Below are 19,675 nucleotides of genomic sequence, written 5' to 3'. Positions count from 1 at the left end.
TGATCGTTTCCTGCATGACACGCCTCACCCGCCTACGCCGTCCCGACGCCGGAATCACCCTCATCAGCCGCTGGGGAACCGGCACCCCCGAGCGCACGCGCGCCGCCGCGGACGCGCTCCTCGAACAGTGGTCGGCGGCGGACGCCCCGGCCATCCTGCTGGCCACCCATGTCTTCACCGACGTGGACGGCTCCGGCCTCCTCATCCACGGACAGTGGACCAGTGCGGAGGAGCACCAGGCGTTCGTCCGTGACGGCCGCGCGGCGCGGGTCGGCCGCATCGACGCGCGCGTCCCCGGCATCGAGCGCAGCGGTCTGAGCCGTACGCACCCCTACCGCGGCGTGGTCCTCGACGCCGACGGCGAGGCCGGCGTCTTCGCCGTCGCCTGCCACGAGACCGACGGCGCGCCCGGTGGCGCGCGGGCGTGGGCCGACGCGCGGGTGGACGCGCTGCGCGACGGAGCGCCGACGGGGCTGCTGGCCGCGCACCTTCACCTCGATGTCGACGGCAGGCGCGTGGTGGAGATCTCGGAGTGGGCCGACGGGGCGGAAGGGGAGACGCCGGCCCAGCTGGCCGGGCTGCCCCTCACCCGCTACCGCCTCTACGGCTCGGCCGACCGGTGACCTCGGCGGGGGCGACCGCCGACGACCCCACGCCCTCAATGTCTTGAATGCGAGCTTGTGTGACTTAACGTTCCTCACGTGATGTCCTCGTGAACGGGCCCGGGCCGCCTCCACGGCGGCCACGCCGCCCCGTGGGCCCGGCCGCCGCGCTCACGGGGCTGCTCCTGGCCGTCACCACCACGGCCTGCGGCAGCCTGGACGAACGCCGCGACGACGCGCGTGCGGCGGCCGTCCGCTTCGAGCAGGCGCTGCGGGCCGGGCGGACGGCGGTGTTGTGCGCGGTGCTCGCCCCCGGCACCCGGGAGGAAGTCGAGCAGTCGGCCGAGGAGCCCTGCGACCGGGCGGTGGAGGGGGAGAGGCTCCCGGCGGGCGGCACGGTCCGGCACATGGACGTCTACGGCGACCAGGCGCGAGCGGTCCTCGAGCACGACACCCTGTTCCTGGCGCACTTCGACGCCGGCTGGAAGGTCACGGCCGCCGGATGCGAACCACGTGGCGAACAGCCCTACCAGTGCGAGATCAAGGGCAGGTGACCCGTCCGTGAGAGCGATGTTCGGATCGTGCCTGGTGCTGATCCTCGTGGGGCTGGCCTATTTCACGGCGCTGGGGCTGACGCACCGATGAGCCGGGACGGCGGAGCGGGCCGGGAACCGGCGCGGCACAGGAGCACGGGCCGCAAGGACAGGGGCCGCAAGGACAGGGGCCGGGTGCGGGGCTTCCTGTACGACAACGGCCTCGGGCTCGCCTTCGGCGCCGCCTTCGTGCTCGCCCTCGCCGGCCAGGCCATCGCCGGGCGCGCCGAGTTCAACAGCGACCTCATCACCGAAGGCCTCCAGCCGGTGGGCCACCTCGCCTATCTGACCTCCTCGGACTTCGCGGTCGACGTCACCGAGAACTGGCAGTCGGAATACCTGCAGTTCTTCCTCTACATCTCCGTGACCGTCTGGCTCGTCCAGCGCGGCTCGCCCGAGTCGAAGCCGATCGACAAGGCCGGCCTGGAATCCGACCACGAGCAGCTGACCGGTGAACACGCCCGCCCCGACTCGCCCCGCTGGGCCGCCGCCCGCGACTGGCGCCAGGCGGTCTACTCCCACTCGCTCGGCCTGGTCATGGGCACGATCTTCCTGATGTGCTGGTTCAGCCAGTCCGTCACCGGAGTGGCCTCGTACAACGAGAAGCAGCTGCGCCGGCTGGAGGCCCCCGTCGACTGGGGCGAATACCTGGCCCGCGCGGAGTTCTGGAGCCGGACCCTGCAGAACTGGCAGTCCGAGCTGCTGGCCGTCGCCTCCATGGCCGTCCTCTCCATCTACCTCCGCCAGCGCGGCTCACCCGAATCGAAGCCCGTCGGCGCGTCCCACTCCAGCACCGGCGTCGAAGGCTGACACGGCGCCAGCCCCCCGAAGGAGGAGAGTCCATGCCCGTGAGACCGAGCGAGGCCGTCGCCGTACCCGAACGGCCGCCGACGCGCGGCGGACCGCCCGCCCGTTCCCGTGCGTCCCGTACGAAGGAGCCGTCCGGCTACCCCATCGGACCGTCCGACCGGTCCTTTCTGAGGCGGACCAGTACCCACCGCCCGACGACGGGATTCTTCCTCGACTTCGACGGCCCGCCTCCGGCCCGCATGGAGCTGGCCGCGCGCGTCCTGGAACGGGCGCAGGCGCTGCCCGCGCTCAACGACCTGATCCGGACGGCGGACGGGAGCCGCTGGCGGGCGGGCGCGGGCGTACTCGACGCGGCGGTGCACATCCACTGCCGCACCGGCCTGAACGGGCCGGGACACGTCGACGAGGCCGCCAACGACCTGCTCCACCACGCGCTGCCGCCCGAGGGGCGCCCCCAGTGGGACCTCTGGCTCCTCGCCGGCGCCGAACCCGAGGGCTTCCGGCTCTGCTTCCGGATCCACCACGCCATCCAGGACGGCGTCGGCGCCGCCCACTCCGCGCTCGCCCTCCTCGCCGACTCCGCGACCCGCGGCCCGCACCCGCACCAGGCCTCCCGCCCCACGCCGTCCGGCATGCTCCGGGCCGGCCGGGACGTGGCCCGCGCCCTGCGGCCCGAGCGCCGATGGCCCGAGCTCCAGGCGGCCCCGACCGGGCGTTCCCGCTGGACGTACGCGGACGTGGACGCCTCCCGCCTGCGGGACCTGGCCGACGCCCACGGCGCCAGCGTCAACGACGTCTGCCTCGCCGCGCTCGCCATGGCCCTCCGCTCCTGGCGCCACGAACGCACCGCGTCGACCGGCGCGGGAACCTGCCCCGACCTGCCGACGCTCGTCCCCATGTCGACCCGGCAGGCCCACGAGCTCCACACCCCCGGCAACCGCACGGTCGCCCACCGCCTGCTGCTCCCGTGCTCCGAGGAGCGCCTGCGGGACGCCGTGGCCCGCGTCCACCGCCAGACCGCCGTCGTCCGGCGCGACCGCAGGCGCGACGCCGCCCGCGCCGCCCTCGACAGACCCCTGGTGCCCGCGCTGGCGGACTGGACCGTCCGCGCGATGGGCAACCCGCGCACCACTCCCCTCAGCACCAGCAGCATCACGTTCCCCGCGGCCTTCAGCTGCTTCGGGGCCCGGCTCGCCACCGCGTCGATGTTCTACAACGTGCAGGAGAACCTGCCGACCTACGTCTCCTTCACCCGCACCCCGACGACCGTCCGCTGCGCGCTGATGCGCGACGACGCCCTGGCCCACACCGCCCCCCTTCCGCACCTGTGGAGGCGGGCGCTGGACGAGACCGCCGTGTGACACGGGACGACCCGGGATTGGTCCGGACCTATTGACGGTCGGCCATGGCCGCCCTACGTTCGGTGAAAGATTCCCCAACCGGCTCGAGGGGGACGGCACATGAGCGGCATGAGCGGACGGACAGCGCGCCTGATACGCCTCCTGGGAGCCGGGACCGCGGCGCTGACCTTGGCGTTCGCCGCACAGGGCCCCGTCGCCGCCGCGCCGGGACCGCCGTTCGAGGACACGTGCGCGGTGAAGCCGAAGCCCTCGGGGAAGGTGCTCCAGGGGTACTGGGAGAACTGGGACGGCGCCGCGAACGGCGTCCACCCGCCGTTCGGGTGGACGCCGGTCACCGACCCCCGCATCCGCGACCACGGCTACAACGTGATCAATGCCGCGTTCCCCGTCATCCGCTCCGACGGCACCGCCCTGTGGGAGGACGGGATGGACGCCACGGTCAAGGTCCCCACCCCGGCCGAGATGTGCCGGGCGAAGGCCGAGGGCGCCACGATCCTGCTGTCCATCGGCGGCGCGGCCGCCGGCATCGACCTCGGCTCCAGCACCGTCGCCGACCGCTTCGTACGGACCCTGGTGCCGATCCTGAAGGCCTACAACTTCGACGGGATCGACATCGACATCGAGACCGGCCTGACCGGCAGCGGCGACATCGGCAGGCTCTCCACCTCCCAGGCCAACCTCATCCGCATCATCGACGGCGTACTCGAGCAGATGCCCCCGGAGTTCGGCCTGACCATGGCGCCCGAGACGGCCTACGTCACCGGAGGCAGCGTCGCCTACGGCTCGATCTGGGGCGCGTACCTGCCGATCGTGAAGAAATACGCGGACAACGGCCGCCTGTGGTGGCTCAACATGCAGTACTACAACGGCAGCATGTACGGCTGCTCCGGGGATTCGTACTCCGCGGGGACGGTGCAGGGCTTCACCGCGCAGACGGACTGCCTGAACAAGGGCCTCGTCGTCCAGGGCACCACCATCAGAGTCCCCTACGACAAGCAGGTGCCGGGACTGCCCGCCCAGCCGGGCGCGGGCGGCGGATACATGCCGCCGACTCTCCTCTCGCAGGCCTGGAACACCTACGGCGGCAAGCTGAAGGGCCTGATGACCTGGTCCCTCAACTGGGACGGCTCGAAGAGCTGGACCTTCGGGAACCAGGTGAAGGCCCTGCAGGGACGCTGACCCGCCACGTCGTTCCGCGTCAAGAAGCGGCCCCCGCCGCCCCCGTCGCCGCCGTGGTGACGTCCGCGACCAGTTCCACCATGTCCGGGCCGTAGACGTCCGAGCCGATCACCTTCAGCAGGAGGCAGAACGTGCCGTCGAGGCCGTGGCGGCGGGCGAGCCGCGCGTGGTGACGGGTCAGATGGCGTATGGCCGCCTGGTTGGTTATCCCCCGCTGGCCCGAGGAGAGGAAGACCGGGCGGCCGCCGGCCGGGGCGGTGAGCCGGGCCAGCAGGACGTACTCCACCCTGCCCTTGTCCATCCGGTACGTCTGGCCGCCGACGGTGAACGCGCCGCCGTCGGGAACGCTCTCGTAGTCGGTGTTCACCTCCACACCCGGCAGGAGCGCGCGCAGGTGTGCCTCGGTGCGGTGGTTGGACGCCGGGCCGCCCACGCAGAACTCGGTGCGGGTGCCGAACCCCTGCCGGGCGGCGTCGTGCGCCACGATGTCCGCGTTCGCCCCGCACTCCTTGATCAGCGCGGACAGCTCGAGCAGCGCGAAGGTGTCGTAGCGCGAGACGCTGTGGCCGCTCGCACTCGGGTCCTGGTTGACCACGAGCAGGCACTCGGACCCGCCCGGGAGGCCGAAGAACGTCTGCTTCCGGCGAAGTTGGCGTCGCCACAGCAGCGTTCTGACGAACCAGCCGGCAGCCCCGCTGATGCCGCTGGCCGTCAGGCCCAGCACGATGTTGCGCACGTCGTCATTCATGAGCGGGCAGCTTACGGGGCGTCATACGCCCCCGGCCCTACGGCCGGAGCCCGATGCGGGCAGTGACGCAGCGCTCTAGTGTCCCGGGACATGGAGATCATCGAGTCGCCCCGGAGCCCTGAACAGCGCAAGCGCGACGTGCTGGAGAGACTGGGGCGGGAGCAGGACATCTGGGTCGCGTCGGCCGACGAGGACGGGCTGCCGTACCTGGTGCCGCTGTGGTTCCTGTGGGACGGCGAGGCCATATGGATGTCCACCCGGTTCACCAACCCCACCGGCCGCAACCTGCGGGACGGCCGGCGCGCCCGCCTCGCGCTCGGGCACACCCGGGACGTCGTCCTCATCGACGGCGACGTGGAGAGCTTCACCGCACGGGACGTGCCGACCGCGGCGGCCGACGCGTTCGCGGAACGTCACGGATGGGATCCGCGTCGCGGCGGCGGCTCGTACGGGTACTTCAGGGTGCTGCCGCGTGCCGTGCAGGCATGGCACGAGGAGCACGAGCTGCCCGGCCGTCACCTCATGCGTGAAGGGCAGTGGGTCGTGTGACCCCGGCCGCCGGGGGAGGTGCGGGCCGGCGCGTGGACCGTCAGGCACCCGGGGGAGCGGACGCGGCCGGTGGCAGGCCGTCGCGGAGAAAGGCGGTGTGCGCCCCGCGTTCGGCCTCCAGCGAGGCGGCCACGCGGCGCCGCAACGGCTCCGGGAACCGCGCCAGCGCCGTCTCCTCGTCGGCGAACTCGGCCGCCGCGATCTCCGAGCCCTGCAGGACCAGGTCCTCGGCCCGCACGGGACGGTCCGGATGCGCGGCGAAGATGAACACCAGGAGGGACCTGCCGTACGCGGCCGCCGAGAGGTTGTCCACCGCCAGCAACCGCCCGGTACGCAGGCCGCGCAGGCCCAGCTCCTCCTCGGCCTCCCTGGCCAGCGCCGCCGGGAGGTCCTCCTCGGCCTCCACGAAGCCGCCGACGATGTCCCACCCGGGTTTGTAGACGGGGTCGACGATCAGGAGCCGCCGGCGGTCGTCGCGTACGAGCGCGTCCACCGCGACCAGCGGCGCCGGCAGGCCCCGCAGGAACCGTGCCAGTCGCGTAGCGGGAGTGTCCATGCGTTCCTCCGGTGCCGTAGCCGCGCGGCCCACGACCGTGAGCATGCCCGGCACGCCCGTACGGAAAGCGCATGGCCCTCCACCCCTTAACGTGGTGACCATGATCAATGCCGACGACGTCCGCCGGATCGCGCTCTCCCTCCCGGAGACGGCCGAGAAGGAGGCGTGGAACATGCCGACCTTCCGGGTCGCGGGGAAGATGTACATCACGATCCCCGACGATCAGACGTCGTTCGCCGTCCGGTGCCCCCGGCACGAGCGGGCCGAACTCATCGCGGCGGAGCCGGAGAAGTTCTGGGTGCCCCCGCACGAGGCGAGTTCCGCGTGGGTGCGCGTACGGCTCGCGGCCCTGGAGGACCTCGACGAGCTGCGCGACATCCTCGTCGACTCCTGGAGGCAGGCGGCGCCGGAGCGCCTGGCGGACGCCCTGCCCGGCGGAGCGCCCGGCGACGGCGCGGACCCCGGGAAACGCTGACCGGGGCCGGGGCCGGGGCCGGGGTCCGCGCCGTCGCCGAGGGCTCCGCTGTTGCCGTCGCCGGGATCAGGAGTCGGAGAAGCTCATCATCATCAGCTTCCCCGGATCGGCGACGGGCGCGAACCCGACCCGGGCGTAGACCTCGTGCGCGTCGAGGGTGGACAGCAGCACCCGCTTGAGGCGGTAGGGCGCGAGGTGGTCGCGGACGGCGGTGGCCAGGAGCGTACCGACGCCCCTGCCGCGGTGTTCCGGGGCGACGTAGACGTCGCAGAGCCAGGCGAAGGTCGCGAGGTCGGTGACGACGCGCGCGTAACCGGCCTGGCGGCCGTCGGCGTCGTACGCGCCGAAGTTGAGGGAGGCCGCGACGGACCGCTCGACGGTCTCCAGGCTGCGGCCGATGGCCCAGAACGCGTCGGTGGACAACCAGCGGTGGACGAGCCCCGTGTCGAGGCGGCCGGGATCGGTCGAGATCTCGTATCCGTCGCGCAAGGCGTCCGCTGTGCGATTGATCATGGACCGCAAGCGTAGGCGTGCGGCCCGGAAATGACCATTGATCAGGGCTTTCCGCCGGCGGCCGGCTGTGGCCACAGCGGGCCCGGGCCCTTGAGGAGGCGGTGGGTGGGGGCGGTGCTGGCGTGCTGGACGCCGGGCAGGGAGGCCACCGGGCCGGTCAGATAGCGGTAGAACGAACCGGCGTTCTGCGTGCTGATGCTGGCGCACAGGTTGGTGGCGCCGGTGGTCGCCGCGGCGAACGGCACCTCCGGATGCTCGGCCAGCGCCCGGCCCACCGCGTCCAGCCGCGCCGGCTCGACCTGCAGCCACAGCGTGGCCCGGAACCCGTGGTGCAGGATCCGCGGGTGGTAGTCGAGGTCGAAGTAGAGGACGCCCGCCGCGCGCAGCTCCGTCAGCCGCCGCCGGACGGTGGTCTGCGACCAGCCCGTGGCCGCGGCCAGTTCGCCCAGCGGAGCGCGCCCGTCCTGGGTCAGCGCGGCCAGCAGGCGGTGGTCGCGCGCGTCGAGGGGGTACGGCGTGGCCGGCTCGTGCGGGCGGGTCGCCGGAGCGTCGGCGGGGGTGAGGGCGGCGACCTGTTCGGGGGTGAGCGGCCCGGTTTTGCTGACCAGGCTGCGCTCCTGGCCGAAGAACACGTGCAGCAGGCTGTGCGCCGACACGTCCACGACCCGCGGCGTGCGCGGCAGCTTCTGCAGCAGCAGGGCGTCGCTCTCGCCCCGGTCGCGGGTGCGGACGTTGCAGATGATCTCGGTACCGCCCGAGGTCAGCTTCACCCAGCTGGTGTCCGGATGCCGTGCCAGCGCCTCGCCGACCGAGCCGGCGGCGTCCGGCGTGCAGCGCACCCGTACGAACCAGGGGGTGTCGCCGACCCGCATCGGGTCGGTCAGCCCCACCACGCGCAGCGTGCTCGTGGTGCGCAGCCGGGTGTAGCGGCGGGCGACGGTCTGGTCGGACACCCCCAGCACGTCGGCGATCCGGCTGAAGGGCGCCCGCCCGTCGATCTGCAGGGCGTGGACGAGGGGCTGGTCCTGAACGTCGAGGGCGGGAAGGAGCGCCCGCAGATCGGTGTCGATATCCACCATCGAAGGCTACGGGATGTCGAAATCCGCCGCGTGAGGATCATTGGCTGCGGCCTCGGGCGGCATCACCGCAGGCTCGACGAGGACGGCTCACCGGACCCCGAAGGGACCTCCGAGCCGGCCCCGGCAACTCTTCGACACTCCGCTGAAACAACTCCACTGAACACTCCACACACTTCACGAAACGAGATTCGGATGCGTAAGTGGCGGCCCTTGATGGCTGTCTCCCTGGGCGCCTTCATCCTGCTGGTGGACGTCACGATCGTGAACGTGGCACTGCCGCAGATGGCCGAGGACCTGCACGCCGGCTTCGCCTCCCTGCAGTGGGTGGTCGACGCCTACGCTCTTGCCCTGGCCGCCCTCCTGCTCGCGGCGGGCTCGCTCGCCGACCGCTTCGGCCATCGCAGGCTCTACGTGGGCGGGCTGATCCTGTTCGCCCTGGCCTCCCTCGCCTGCGGCCTGGCACCCGGCGCCGGCGTCCTGGTGGCCGCCCGCGCGGTCCAGGGCGTGGGCGGCGCCGCGATGTTCGCCACCACCACGGCCCTGCTCGGCGCCACCTACCAGGGACGTGACCGGGGCACCGCCTTCGGCGTCTGGGGAGCCGTCAACGGTGCGGCCGCCGCGGCCGGCCCGCTGCTCGGCGGCCTCCTGACCGAACACATCGGCTGGCAGGCCGTCTTCCTGGTCAACCTGCCGATCGCCGCGGTGGCCGTCCTCATGACGCTGCGCGTCATCGCGCCCGACCGGCGCGACGAGGCCCGGCACGCGGCGCCCTCCGGCCGCCTCGACATCCCCGGCGCCGTGACCTTCACCCTCGCCGCCGCCGCGCTCACCTACGGACTCATCCGCGGCAGCGAGGACGGCTGGACCTCCGCGCTCACGCTGGGCGCCTTCGCCGTGGCCGTGGTGTCGCTCGCCGCCTTCGTGACGGCCGAGATCCGCGCCGAGCGCAAGGGCGGCCAGCCCATGCTGGACCTGGCCCTCCTGCGCAGGCCCTCCTTCAGCGGGCTGATGGGCGGCGCGCTCCTGCTCCAGGGCGGCGCCTTCGGCGGCCTCGCGCTGCTCTCGCTGTGGCTGCAGTCCGTCATCGGCCTGGGCCCGATCGACGCCGGCCTGTCCCTGACCCCGCTGGCCGTCGTCTCCTTCGTCGTCTCCCTCGTGGCCGGCCGCTACCTGCAGCGCCTGACGCCCCGGCTGCCGATCGGCCTAGGCCTGCTCGTGGTCGCCGGCGGCATGCTCCTGCTGAACGCCGGACTGACGGCGGACGCCGGCCGGTCCGCCGTGATCGCCGGGCTGTGTGTGACCGGCGCCGGCGCCGGGCTGGCGATGCCCGTGCTGGTGTCGGCGGCGATGGGCAGCGTGCCGCCCCAGCGCATGGGCATGGCGGGCGGCGCGGTCAGCACCTTCCGGCAGCTGGGCATGACCCTGGCGATCGCCGGCCTGGGCGCCGTCTTCACCAGCCGTGTCGAGAAGGTGCTCGAGGACTCGGGTACGGCTGCCGACCCGCACGCCGCCGCGTCGGCGCTGGCGGGCGGGCAGGCCCACCGGATGATCGAGAGCGCCCCGGCCGCCGTACGCGACGACACCGCACGCCTGGTCCACGAGGCCTTCGCGGCCGGCCTGGACCGCGTCTTCCTGTGCGCGGCGGTCGCGGCCGCCGTCGGCGGCCTCCTCGTCCTGGCGCTGGTGCGCCCCACGCCCCGCCCTCAGGGCGGCGCCCGCACCGGCGGTACTCCGGCCGAGCAGACGCCCGGATCCCGCGGCGAGGCGGCCGAGCCCGCGAGGGCCTAGCCCCGAGGAGTGCGGCAGACGGCGAGTGGCCGCAGACGGCGAGTGGCCGGGGAAAACCCCCGGCCACTCGCCGTTTCCGTACCCGCCCGCGCCGGCCGCGCCACCCGGGCGGAGGTGGCCTGGTTCAGCCGCCTGCGCGGGCGCGGCGGGATCCGCCGGAGGCCCCCGCACTCCCCGCCCCGTCCACCGGCCGACGGCACGTCGGCAGGTCCCGGGCCCGGCGGACGGGGGAGAGCAGCAGCACCAGGCCGGCGAGCGGGACGCCCGCCGTCGTGATCCACATGGCCGCGCGCAGGCCGAGCACCGTACCGAGCGCGCCGCCGAGCAGCGCGCCGAGCGGGATCGTCCCGTAGTTGACGAACGCGGTGGTCGCCGTGAGCCGGGCGAGGAGCTCCGGCGGGCAGTATCTCTGCAGAAAACCCGCCTTGATGACATTGCCGCCCACGACGCCGGCCGTCACACAGAAACCGCCCGCCACGAAGAGCAGCACCCCGGCGCCGCCTACGGTCAGCGGCATGAGCAGGGCGAACACGGCGAGCCCCACCTCGAACAGCAGCGTCGCGCGGGCCGTACCGAACCGGCCGGCGACCCGGCGGGCCGCGAAAGCCCCGGCCACCCCTCCGGCACCGGCGGCCGCGACGAGCACCCCCACCGTGCCGGGGTCCAGGCCGACGTCCTGGACCAGAAAGACCACCCGTATCGACTGGTACCCCATGAGCGCCAGATTGGAGGCGGCCCCGAAGAGCGTCAGCGTCCGCAGCCAGGGGTCGCCCGCGACGAGGCGCAGCCCCTCGCCGACCTCGCCCGCCAGCCCTCCCGGGCGACGCCCGGCCCTGGACGGGCGGGGCTCGCGGTGCCGTATGCCCGCAAGACAGAGAAGGGACACCAGAAGCGTCGTGGCGTTGGCGAACAGCCCGTTCACGGCGCCCGCCAGCTGTGTGATCAGACCGCCGGAACCGAGCCCGGCGATCTGCGCGGCCGACGCGCTGCCGTGCAGCTTGGCATTGCCCTCGGCCTGGTCGGCGGGCCCCAGGAGACCGGGGAGATAGGCGGTGTAGGCCGTCTGGAAGAAGACGGCGGCCGTACCCGTCAGCAACGCCACGACCAGGAGCAGGCCGATGCTCAGGCGGCCGAACGCGGCGGCCGCCGGGACGGCGGCGAAGAGGAGCAGCGAGGCCGCGGCGGCGGCCAGCATGACGGGCCTGCGCCGGACCCGGTCCACCCAGGCACCGGCCGGAAGGCCGATGACCAGCCAGGGCACCCACGCGGCGGCGCTCAGCAGCCCGACCTGGAAGGTGCCGGCCCGCAGGTCGGACACGGCGATCAGCGGCATCGCGACCCCGGTCACCGAGGCACCGAACTTGCCGGCCGTCTCACCGCACCACAGCAGCCGGAAATCGCGGTGGCGGCGCAGGAGGCCACCACCGCCGCCACTCCGCGTCATGAGCCGCCACGCTCTCTGCGCGGGAAGGACTGCAACTGCACGACGACCGGCAGGGCGCCGGGGACGGGCTCGGCGTCCGGAGCGGGCGTGTGACGGGCGATGACGGCCATCAGCTCCGCGTTGAGGGCGGCGAGCTGCTCGGGCGACAACCGCAGGTCACGCCAGTCGGAGACGGTCCCCGCCGCGCGCCATTCCGCGTCCCAGTCCTCGTTGACGTAGGTCACGACCCGGCTGAAGTACTGCTGCACCAGTTCATGGAGATAGACGGACAGCGCGCCCCGGCTCTCGGGGTCGTCGCGGAATTCGGCGATGTTCAGCTCGTTCGCGACACCGACCCTCCGCCACCAGCGCTCACGCTTCGTGCCGCGCCCGGTCTCCTCCTCGATGAAGCCGTGCTCGGCGAGGTGGCGCAGGTGCCAGCTGACGGTTCCGGTGTTCTCCCCGAGGCGCTCGGCGAGCAGCGTGGCGGTGGCGGGCCCGTCGAGGCTGAGCAACTCGAAGATCCTCATCCGCAGGGGGTGGGCCAGCCCGCGCAGGCTGCGGGCGTCGATACGGCGAGTGGGACGTGGGGCTTCGGAGGCTTCGGTCATGACGGCATCGTAGGTTGCAGAGTTTCCTCTGCATAGAGAGCTCTGCAGAGGAATCTCTGCAAACTACCCGGCCAGGGGCATCCACCGCACTCGAGTGCTCACGTGCTGTGAGGCGAAGGGGGTCCGGTTGTGAGGCCCCTCATGGGGCCTGGATCACATACGAACCCGGGTAGTGGAAGCCGAGGCCTGAATCGGGCATTTCGGGACGCTTTTCGTTCGGTGGATACGGCGTTCCGCCGTAGGTCACACCTTTGCCAGGCGGTTTTCGCGCCGCTAACAATTGCTGAGTCGCACGGCGCCGTCGACCGAGAAACGGCGCTCTTTTTGCGCCATTGACGGGCATTGCGACGTAAGCGATTGGAAGGGTTCAGCTCGTTATGCGCTCCACCGTCTCCGGTTATTCCGCTCTGTCCAAGGCTCATAAGTTCTCCGCTGCCGGTCTGGTGACCGTGGCCGGTGCCGCCGCTCTGACCTTCGCTCTGGTGCCCCAGGCCCAGGCCGCGGATGCTCACTCGGCCGGTGTGAAGCCGGTGTCGCTGAGTGCTCAGGAGTTCGGTGTGACGCAGGATGCCGAGCTGGCGAAGGCCGCGGACGATGCTGCCGGTCAGGCGCAGGTGAAGGCCAAGGCCGCGGTGCAGGCCGAGGCGAAGGCGAAGGCTGATGCCGAGCGTGCGAGCCGTTCCGAGGCCCGTAAGCCGATGAAGCCCGCCGCCAAGCCCGCCGCGAAGCCGGCCCCGGCCAAGCCCGCCGCCAAGCCCGCTCCGGCGAAGAAGGCCTACGCGGACAATCTGGATGGCTGGATCAGCGAGTCCCTGGACATCCTGCGTGCCAAGGGCATCCCGGCCTCCTACGACGGTATCAAGCGCAACATCATGCGTGAGTCGACCGGTAATCCCCAGGCGATCAATGACTGGGATGTCAACGCGGTGAACGGTGTGCCGTCGAAGGGTCTGCTGCAGATCATCGACCCCACCTTCAAGGCGTATCACGTCGAGGGCACGTCCTGGAACATTTACGACCCGGTCGCCAACATCACCGCGTCCTGCAACTACGCGGCCGACAAGTACGGCTCCATGGACAACGTCAACTCCGCTTATTGATCGAACCGAGCGGACGAGCACCGAAAGGGCGGCGGCACCCGGGACGACCCGGGTGCCGCCGCCCTTCGCGTTGCCCCAGGGATCGTGTCCTTCGCCCGGGTGACGCAGTTGAAGGGATACACGCCCGCGTGCGCGCACGCGAATGGGCGGATCGTATCGAGCGGAGAGGGGAGGGCCCCGCAGTGACGAGCGTGTGGCTTCCGCCGGAGGAGTACCTGGCGACGCTGCCCAAGGCGACCATGTACGGCTGTCTGTTCTTCACCGACGGCGAGGGCCGCCCGCTGCAGCTCCGGTCGTCGGTCGACCCGGGACTGTGGCAGTTCCCCGGCGGCAACACCGACCCGGGGGAGACTCCGTGGCAGACGGCGGTGCGGGAGACGAGGGAGGAGACCGGCATCGTCTTCACGGGCCGGCCGCGTCTCCTCGCCACGCACTTCCTCCCGCCGGGCGGTGTCTGGACGGTCTCCAAGGTCGGGTTCGTCTTCGACGGCGGCACCCTCACCGATGAGCAGCTGTCGCGCATCGTCCTGGACCCGGCCGAGCACTGCGAGTGGCAGGTGCGTTCCATGGAAGGCTGGGCTCCGGCACTCGGCACGGCGACGTGGGAGCGGCTGGCGGCGGTGAACGCGGCCCGGGCGACGGGAGTGCCGGCGTACCTGGAGACGACGTTCGAGGTCTGCATGTGACCGGCCGGCGGGACGCGGCCGGGCGGGAAGCGATCGGCAAGGATCCGAAAGCGACCGCGCAAGATCGAAAAAGGTACAGTCGGCCCCGCTGAAGGGGGCGGCACAGGGCGGTTCCCCGGCATCGACGGGGGCAGGGCACAGGCATGGCGGACGACCGGATCGCCGGGCGTGGGGACGAACTCGACGCGCTCGGAAGCTTTCTGACGGACATCCGCTCCGGCTCCGGCCGGGCCCTGGTGCTGCGCGGCGAGCCCGGGGCGGGCAAGTCCACGCTCCTGCGGTACGCCGCCGCGCACGCGGCCCCCGCGCGGGTGCTGACGGCGACGGGTGCCGAGCCCGAGTCGGGCATGGCCTTCGCCGCGCTGCACCAGCTGCTGCGTCCGGTCGTCGGCCTGGCCGTCGCGCTGCCCGGCGCCCAGCGCGACGCCGTGCGCGCCGCGCTGGGCCTGGCCGAGCCGGCGGCGGCCCAGGACCGGTTCCTGGTCTCGGCGGGCGTGCTGTCCCTCCTGACGGAGGCGGCCGCGACCGACGGCCTGCTCTGTGTCGTCGACGACTTCCAGTGGGTCGACCAGGCCTCCGCCGACGCCCTGCTCTTCGCCGCACGCCGCTTCGACGGCGATGGCGTGGGGCTGCTGATCGGCACCCGCGACGTGGCCGCGGCCCGGCAGGCGCTCCGCGCGCTGCCCGCCCGGGATGTGGGCGGACTGGACGCCGACGGCGCGCGCGGGGTGCTGGCCGCACGTGCGGGGATCACGCCGGCGCCCGCGGTCGTCGAGCTCGTCACGGCCGCCACGGGCGGCAATCCGCTCGCCCTGCACGAGGCGGCCGGCCTGCTGACCGCCGAGCAGCTGACGGGCCGGGCGCCGCTGCCCGACCCGCTGCCGGTGGGGCACGGCGTCGCCGGGATCTACGGCGAGCAGATCGCCCGGCTGCCCGAGGACACCCGGACCGCCCTGCTCGCCGCCGCGCTGGAGGGCCGCGGCGACCCCCGGCTGATACGGGCCGCCGCCGCCCGGCTCGAGGCGGACCCCGACGCCCTGTACGCCGCCGAGGCGGCTGGGATCGTCGACCTGCTGCCGGCCGAGGTCCGCTTCCGGCATCCGCTGATCCGGGCCGCCGTGCACGCCGGCGCCACCCCGGCGGCCCGTCGCGCGGCACACCGTCACCTCGCCGCCCTCCTGGAGGAGGCCGGCGACCGCGACCGTGCGGCCCGGCACCGCGCCGAAGCCGCCACCGGCCCCGACGAGGACGTCGCCGCCGCGCTCGCCGCCGCCGGCGAACGGGCGCGCGCCCGGGGCGGCTACGCCGACGCCGCCCGTACCCTCGCCCGGGCCGCCGAACTGACCCCCGACCCGGGGAGCAAGGCCCGCCGTCTCAAGGACACGGCCGCCGCCGCATGGCTGGGCGGCCACCCCGGGCGGGCCCAGACGGCCCTCGCGGCGGCCCGCGACCTCGCCCGGGAGCCCGTACTGCTCGCCGAACTCGCCCAGATCGGCGGCAGGTTCGAGCTGTCCTCGGGGAACGCCGCCGAAGCCCTGCGGGCGTTCCTCGCGGCCGCCGAACGCGCTGCCGCGCACACGACGGAAACGGACGGCTCGCACGAGCAGGGCGACGCCGCCGCCCGGCGCGTCGTCCTCGCGCTGCTCGCCGACGCCGCCGAGGCCGCCGCCGCCATCGGCGACACCGAGGCCGCCGTACGCGTCGGACGGCAGGCGGCGGACCTGACCGGGCCGACCGGGCCGACCGGCTCGCCCGAGGCGCCCGCCGACGCGTTCCTGCGCGACGTCCTGACGGGAATGGGCGCGCTCTACGAGGGAGAGACGCGCCGCGGTGTCCCGCTGCTGCGCCGGGCCCTGGCCGGCCTCCCGGACGACGGTCACGACGGCCCCGACGGCCACGACGGAGGCGACGGCGAGAACGCCGCGGCCCGCCTGCTGTGGGCGGCGGCCGCCGCCAGCCTCCTCGGCGAGAGCGACGCCGCCGCCCGCTACGGTGCCCGCGCCGGCCGCGTCGCCCGCGTCTCCGGCATGGTGGGCACCCTGCCCGTCGTCCTGGAGAACGCCGCCACGGCCGAGCGCATGAACAGCGGATTCGCGCTCAGCGCCGCCCTGTCCGAGGAGGGCCTGGCCCTCGCCCGGGAGACCGGTCTCGACAACTCGGTCGCGGCCCACCTCGCCAACCTCGCGGTCTGCGCCGCCGTCCGCGGCCGCGAGGACGACTGCCGCGCCTACGCGCACGAGGCACTGGCCATCGCCATTCCGCACCGCCTGGGACTGCGCGCCGGCGTGGCGTCCTACGCCCTCGGCCTGCTGGACCTCGGACTCGGCCGCTTCGACCGGGCCCACGAACGGCTCACCGCGCTCACCTCGGCGGGCCCCGGCGCGGGCCATCCCGTCGTGGTGTGGGGCTCGACCGCCGACCGGGTGGAGGCGGCCGTCGCCGCGGGGGACCTCGCGGCGGCCCGCGCCGCCACGGACTTCCTCGGCCGGTGGTCGGCCGACGCCGCCTCCCCCCGCTCCCGGGCGCTGCTCGCCCGCTGCGAGGCCCTGGCCGCCGAGGACGGCGACGCGATCGCCCTCCTGAGGCAGGCGCTCGACCTGCTCGGCGAGGACGACGACCAGGACGCCACCGCGTACGACCGGGCCCGTACCGCGCTCCTGCTGGGCGAGCGGCTGCGCCGCGACCGGCGGGCGGGCGACGCGCGGCCCCACCTGCGGCAGGCGGCGGAGGCCTTCCACCGCATGGGCGCCGGGCCGTGGGAGCGCCGGGCGCGCGGCGAGCTGCGGGCGGCGGGGGAGACGACCGGCGCCGCCCGCCCCGCCGCCCTCGAAACGCTCACCGCCCAGGAGCTGCGCATCGCCCGGCTCGTCGCCGAAGGTGTGAGCAACCGGGATGTCGCGGCCCGCCTTTTCCTCAGCCCGCGCACCGTCGAGTACCACTTGTACAAGGTGTATCCCAAGCTCGGCATCACCTCGCGCGCCGAGCTGGCCCGCCTGCTGCGCTGACGGCCCGCCACCCCCACCGGTCCGGCGGCACGTGGACGGCCAGTGTTCCTACGGATGGCACCGGTGGGCCGGCACGGCAGAGTTCCACCTGTCCGCGGAACGAGCGGACGGCAGGACGAACCGACCGCGGAGAACAGGGGCAACGCATGTCAGCGACGTCAGAGATGTCGACGGTGGGACGCATGGTCGAGGTGGGCGGCATCGAGCTGTGGACCGAGGAGTTCGGGGACCCCTCCCACCCGCCGGTGCTGCTCATCGCCGGCTCGATGAGCCAGGGGCTGCTGTGGCCGGACGCGTTCGTCGGGCGGCTCGCGGCGGCCGGCCACCGGGTCGTCCGGTACGACCACCGGGACGTGGGCCGCTCGACCGCCCTCGACTTCGAGCGGAACCCCTACACCTGGGCCGACCTCAAGGCGGACGCGGTCGGCCTGATGGACGCCCTGGGGATGGGCTCGGCCCACCTGGTGGGCCATTCGGCCGGCGGAACGCTCGCCCAGTGGATCGCGGCCGAGCACCCCGGCCGGGTCGAGAGCCTCACCGTGATCGGCTCCTCGCCCCTCGGCGCCGGCGAGGCGCACGTGCTCGTACGCGCCCTCATGGGGCAGCAGCAGCCGGAGGGCAGCCTGCCCGAGCCCACCGCGGAGTTCGTGGACTTCTTCCGGAAGGCGGCCGCCGGCCCGCAGCCCGTCACCCGGGCCGAGACCGTCGACTTCCAGATCGAGCTCGCGCGCGTCCTGCGCGGCGCCGCGTGCCCGTCCGATTTCGACGAGGACGCCCAGCGCCGCCTGGAGGAGCGGCTCTACGACCGTATGCGCGACCCCCGTAGCGCAGCCAACCACCGGCTCGCCGGGATGGCCGACCCCGACGCCGAGCCGCAGGGCGCGTCGGCACGGGTGAGTGCCCCGACCCTCGTCGTCGAGGGCACCGCCGAACCGGTCAAGCCGGGCCACGGCCGGATCATCGCGCAGGAGATCGCCGGAGCCCGGCTGGTGATGGTCCCGGGGATGGGACACATGCTGACGGCGGACGCCGTCGAGCCGGTGGCGAACGCGCTCGTCGCGCACCTGGACGCCTCGGCGGGAGGACGCGGCGCGTGAGGGCGACGCGACCGGACGGACCGTCGGCGGCGACGCTCGCACCGGGCTCGCGGCCGGACCCTTCGCGGCCTTCGGCCACCCGGCCCGGGCCGGGTGGCCGCCCGGTCGCACCACCGGATTCCGACGGGCGAGGAGACGGACGATGACGGCGGACGCCGCAGAAGGACACGACTGGGGCAAGAGCGATTTCGAGGACGTCTACGACCGGCCCGACCCGCGCGCCTACTTCACCCGGCTGCGGCCGCTGGACTACCGGATCCCCCACCACGCCCAGCCCGTCTACCGGGCCCTGGCCGAGGAGCGGGCCCGCCGGGCCCCCTCCCGGCCGCCCGGCACGGTCGTCGACCTGTGCTGCTCCTACGGCGTCAACGCCGCACTGCTCAACCACGACCTGACCCTGGCCGACCTCTACGGGCACTACACCGGCCCCGCCGCGGCCGCGCTGACGACCGAGGAGCTCGCCCGGCGGGACCGGGAGTTCTACGCCGCGCGCCGCCGCGCGGACGCCGTACCGGTCGTCGGCGTCGACGCCTCGCCGCGGGCCGTCGCCTACGCCCGTGACGTCGGCCTGCTGGACGCCGCCTTCGCCGTGGACCTCGAGACCGCCGACGCCTGCCCCGACCTGGCCCGCGCCGTGGAGAACGCGTGGCTGATCACGGTCACCGGCGGCCTCAGCTACATCGGACCGCGCACCTTCGACCGCGTGCTGACGCACGCGCCCCGGGACGTCCAGGTGGCCGCCTTCGCCCTGCGGACCGTCGACTACGGGCCCATCGCCGGCGTGCTGCGCGACCACGGCCTGGTCACCGAGACCTCGCCCGAGCTCCACCCGCAGCGCCGCTTCACCGACGACGCCGAACAGCGGCGCACGGTGGCCCGTGTCACGGCCCTCGGCATGGACCCGGCCGGATACGAGGCCGAGGGCTACTACTACGCCCGCTACTACCACTCCGGCCCCGTGGAACCCCTCTCGTAACCCCGCCGCCGCACCTCGCGTCACAGGGGGCGCATGCGTATCCGGCAAGCGGGTACTCGGCAGGTCCCGCCGTATCCACGGCGGGCCGAGGCACCAGCCGTACGAGCCGGAGGTGGGTGGCATGGCCCGGGACAAGCACAGGAAGAGCGGTTCCGATCGGTACGAACGGACTGGCGAGGGCGGGACCGGAAAGGACCGGCGCTCATGACGGACCGGCGCCGCGGCGGCATCCCCCGCGACATGCAGGACCAGCAGGCGAGCGGCCCCCGGCGGGACCGGGCGGTCCCCAAGGGCGGAAAGGGGGCCCGCGACCGGCGCGAGGCCCGGGACGCCGGAACCGAGGACGCCGGCGAGAAGGGAACCCGGCGCCGCGACGAGGCGGCCGGCACGGTGGACCCGGCGACGGGCGAGCCGCCGGACTGACGCCGCGACCCGCGACCCGCGACCGCGGTCCGCGCCGGCCGCCGGGGCGGACCGCGCCCGGTGTGCGCGAACGCCCGAAGGCCGGTTCCCCGGGTGCGGGG

The 19,675-nt window shown here is 73.7% G+C and carries 20 protein-coding genes; 14 read left to right on the top strand and 6 right to left on the bottom strand.

Annotated elements, in window-relative coordinates; all coding sequences use genetic code 11:
• Positions 1–14: 14 nt before the first annotated feature.
• The 5 genes from AB4K12_RS19715 to AB4K12_RS19695 all read left to right on the top strand — a co-directional run bounded on the left by AB4K12_RS19715 (position 15) and on the right by AB4K12_RS19695 (position 4,545).
• Entirely contained in the window at positions 15–623 is a 609-nt protein-coding gene (locus AB4K12_RS19715; RefSeq protein ID WP_368435412.1) for an antibiotic biosynthesis monooxygenase, read from the top strand.
• Between the two features lie 131 nt (positions 624–754).
• Positions 755–1,156 carry a hypothetical protein gene (locus AB4K12_RS19710; protein WP_368435411.1) on the top strand — a complete coding sequence of 134 codons (402 nt, stop codon included), beginning with the start codon at positions 755–757 and terminating at the stop codon, positions 1,154–1,156.
• Between the two features lie 174 nt (positions 1,157–1,330).
• Positions 1,331–2,005, top strand: a complete 675-nt coding sequence (locus AB4K12_RS19705; RefSeq protein WP_368435410.1) for a DUF6766 family protein — start codon at positions 1,331–1,333, stop codon at positions 2,003–2,005.
• A gap of 32 nt (positions 2,006–2,037) precedes the next feature.
• The gene (locus AB4K12_RS19700) at positions 2,038–3,366 is read left to right on the top strand and encodes a wax ester/triacylglycerol synthase domain-containing protein (protein ID WP_368435409.1); all 1,329 of its coding nucleotides are present in this window, start codon (positions 2,038–2,040) and stop codon (positions 3,364–3,366) included.
• Between the two features lie 108 nt (positions 3,367–3,474).
• Complete coding sequence (locus tag AB4K12_RS19695; protein ID WP_368435408.1) at positions 3,475–4,545, top strand: chitinase; 1,071 nt, start codon at positions 3,475–3,477, stop codon at positions 4,543–4,545.
• 19 nt (positions 4,546–4,564) lie between these two features.
• Here the strand turns inward: AB4K12_RS19695 and AB4K12_RS19690 are convergent, their stop codons facing one another.
• Complete coding sequence (locus tag AB4K12_RS19690) at positions 4,565–5,293, bottom strand: hypothetical protein (protein ID WP_368435407.1); 729 nt, start codon at positions 5,291–5,293, stop codon at positions 4,565–4,567.
• Positions 5,294–5,383: 90 nt separating this feature from the next.
• Between AB4K12_RS19690 and AB4K12_RS19685 the strand changes: the two genes are divergently transcribed.
• The gene (locus AB4K12_RS19685; RefSeq protein ID WP_368435406.1) at positions 5,384–5,842 is read left to right on the top strand and encodes a pyridoxamine 5'-phosphate oxidase family protein; all 459 of its coding nucleotides are present in this window, start codon (positions 5,384–5,386) and stop codon (positions 5,840–5,842) included.
• Positions 5,843–5,882: 40 nt separating this feature from the next.
• Here the strand turns inward: AB4K12_RS19685 and AB4K12_RS19680 are convergent, their stop codons facing one another.
• The gene (locus AB4K12_RS19680) at positions 5,883–6,398 is read right to left on the bottom strand and encodes an NUDIX domain-containing protein (protein ID WP_368435405.1); all 516 of its coding nucleotides are present in this window, start codon (positions 6,396–6,398) and stop codon (positions 5,883–5,885) included.
• A gap of 100 nt (positions 6,399–6,498) precedes the next feature.
• Here AB4K12_RS19680 and AB4K12_RS19675 point away from each other — a divergent pair, with 100 nt between their 5' ends.
• Positions 6,499–6,873 carry an MmcQ/YjbR family DNA-binding protein gene (locus AB4K12_RS19675; RefSeq protein WP_368435404.1) on the top strand — a complete coding sequence of 125 codons (375 nt, stop codon included), beginning with the start codon at positions 6,499–6,501 and terminating at the stop codon, positions 6,871–6,873.
• A gap of 66 nt (positions 6,874–6,939) precedes the next feature.
• On the opposite strand, the gene AB4K12_RS19670 is transcribed toward AB4K12_RS19675, so the two are convergent.
• Together AB4K12_RS19670 and AB4K12_RS19665 are read right to left on the bottom strand one after the other, a co-directional pair.
• Complete coding sequence (locus AB4K12_RS19670) at positions 6,940–7,386, bottom strand: GNAT family N-acetyltransferase (RefSeq protein ID WP_368435403.1); 447 nt, start codon at positions 7,384–7,386, stop codon at positions 6,940–6,942.
• Between the two features lie 41 nt (positions 7,387–7,427).
• The gene (locus AB4K12_RS19665; protein ID WP_368435402.1) at positions 7,428–8,462 is read right to left on the bottom strand and encodes an Lrp/AsnC family transcriptional regulator; all 1,035 of its coding nucleotides are present in this window, start codon (positions 8,460–8,462) and stop codon (positions 7,428–7,430) included.
• A 216-nt stretch (positions 8,463–8,678) separates the two neighbouring features.
• On the opposite strand from AB4K12_RS19665, the gene AB4K12_RS19660 reads away from it, so the two are divergent.
• The gene (locus tag AB4K12_RS19660) at positions 8,679–10,253 is read left to right on the top strand and encodes an MFS transporter (RefSeq protein WP_368435401.1); all 1,575 of its coding nucleotides are present in this window, start codon (positions 8,679–8,681) and stop codon (positions 10,251–10,253) included.
• A 124-nt stretch (positions 10,254–10,377) separates the two neighbouring features.
• Here the strand turns inward: AB4K12_RS19660 and AB4K12_RS19655 are convergent, their stop codons facing one another.
• Together AB4K12_RS19655 and AB4K12_RS19650 are read right to left on the bottom strand one after the other, a co-directional pair.
• Entirely contained in the window at positions 10,378–11,697 is a 1,320-nt protein-coding gene (locus AB4K12_RS19655; protein ID WP_368435400.1) for an MFS transporter, read from the bottom strand.
• Positions 11,694–12,287, bottom strand: a complete 594-nt coding sequence (locus AB4K12_RS19650; protein WP_368435399.1) for an ArsR/SmtB family transcription factor — start codon at positions 12,285–12,287, stop codon at positions 11,694–11,696. Before AB4K12_RS19650 ends, AB4K12_RS19655 begins: the two co-directional genes overlap by 4 nt.
• A gap of 377 nt (positions 12,288–12,664) precedes the next feature.
• Between AB4K12_RS19650 and AB4K12_RS19645 the strand changes: the two genes are divergently transcribed.
• The 6 genes from AB4K12_RS19645 (at position 12,665) to AB4K12_RS19620 (ending at position 19,574) form a co-directional block, all read left to right on the top strand.
• The gene (locus AB4K12_RS19645; protein ID WP_368435398.1) at positions 12,665–13,387 is read left to right on the top strand and encodes a transglycosylase SLT domain-containing protein; all 723 of its coding nucleotides are present in this window, start codon (positions 12,665–12,667) and stop codon (positions 13,385–13,387) included.
• Positions 13,388–13,569: 182 nt separating this feature from the next.
• Positions 13,570–14,073 (top strand): NUDIX domain-containing protein, encoded by a 504-nt coding sequence (locus AB4K12_RS19640; RefSeq protein ID WP_368435397.1) that lies wholly within the window; start codon positions 13,570–13,572, stop codon positions 14,071–14,073.
• Positions 14,074–14,216: 143 nt separating this feature from the next.
• The gene (locus tag AB4K12_RS19635) at positions 14,217–17,078 is read left to right on the top strand and encodes an AAA family ATPase (RefSeq protein WP_368435396.1); all 2,862 of its coding nucleotides are present in this window, start codon (positions 14,217–14,219) and stop codon (positions 17,076–17,078) included.
• Between the two features lie 146 nt (positions 17,079–17,224).
• Entirely contained in the window at positions 17,225–18,175 is a 951-nt protein-coding gene (locus AB4K12_RS19630; protein WP_368435395.1) for an alpha/beta fold hydrolase, read from the top strand.
• A gap of 142 nt (positions 18,176–18,317) precedes the next feature.
• Positions 18,318–19,151, top strand: a complete 834-nt coding sequence (locus AB4K12_RS19625; protein WP_368435394.1) for a hypothetical protein — start codon at positions 18,318–18,320, stop codon at positions 19,149–19,151.
• Positions 19,152–19,355: 204 nt separating this feature from the next.
• On the top strand, positions 19,356–19,574 hold the full coding sequence (locus AB4K12_RS19620) for a hypothetical protein (protein ID WP_368435393.1): 219 nt from the start codon (positions 19,356–19,358) through the stop codon (positions 19,572–19,574).
• The last annotated feature ends 101 nt before the right edge of the window (positions 19,575–19,675 follow it).

The sequence above is a fragment of the Streptomyces sp. C36 genome (genome assembly GCF_040932295.1).
Lineage (GTDB): Bacteria > Actinomycetota > Actinomycetes > Streptomycetales > Streptomycetaceae > Streptomyces > Streptomyces triculaminicus.
This window is presented reverse-complemented; position numbering and strand designations above follow the sequence as displayed.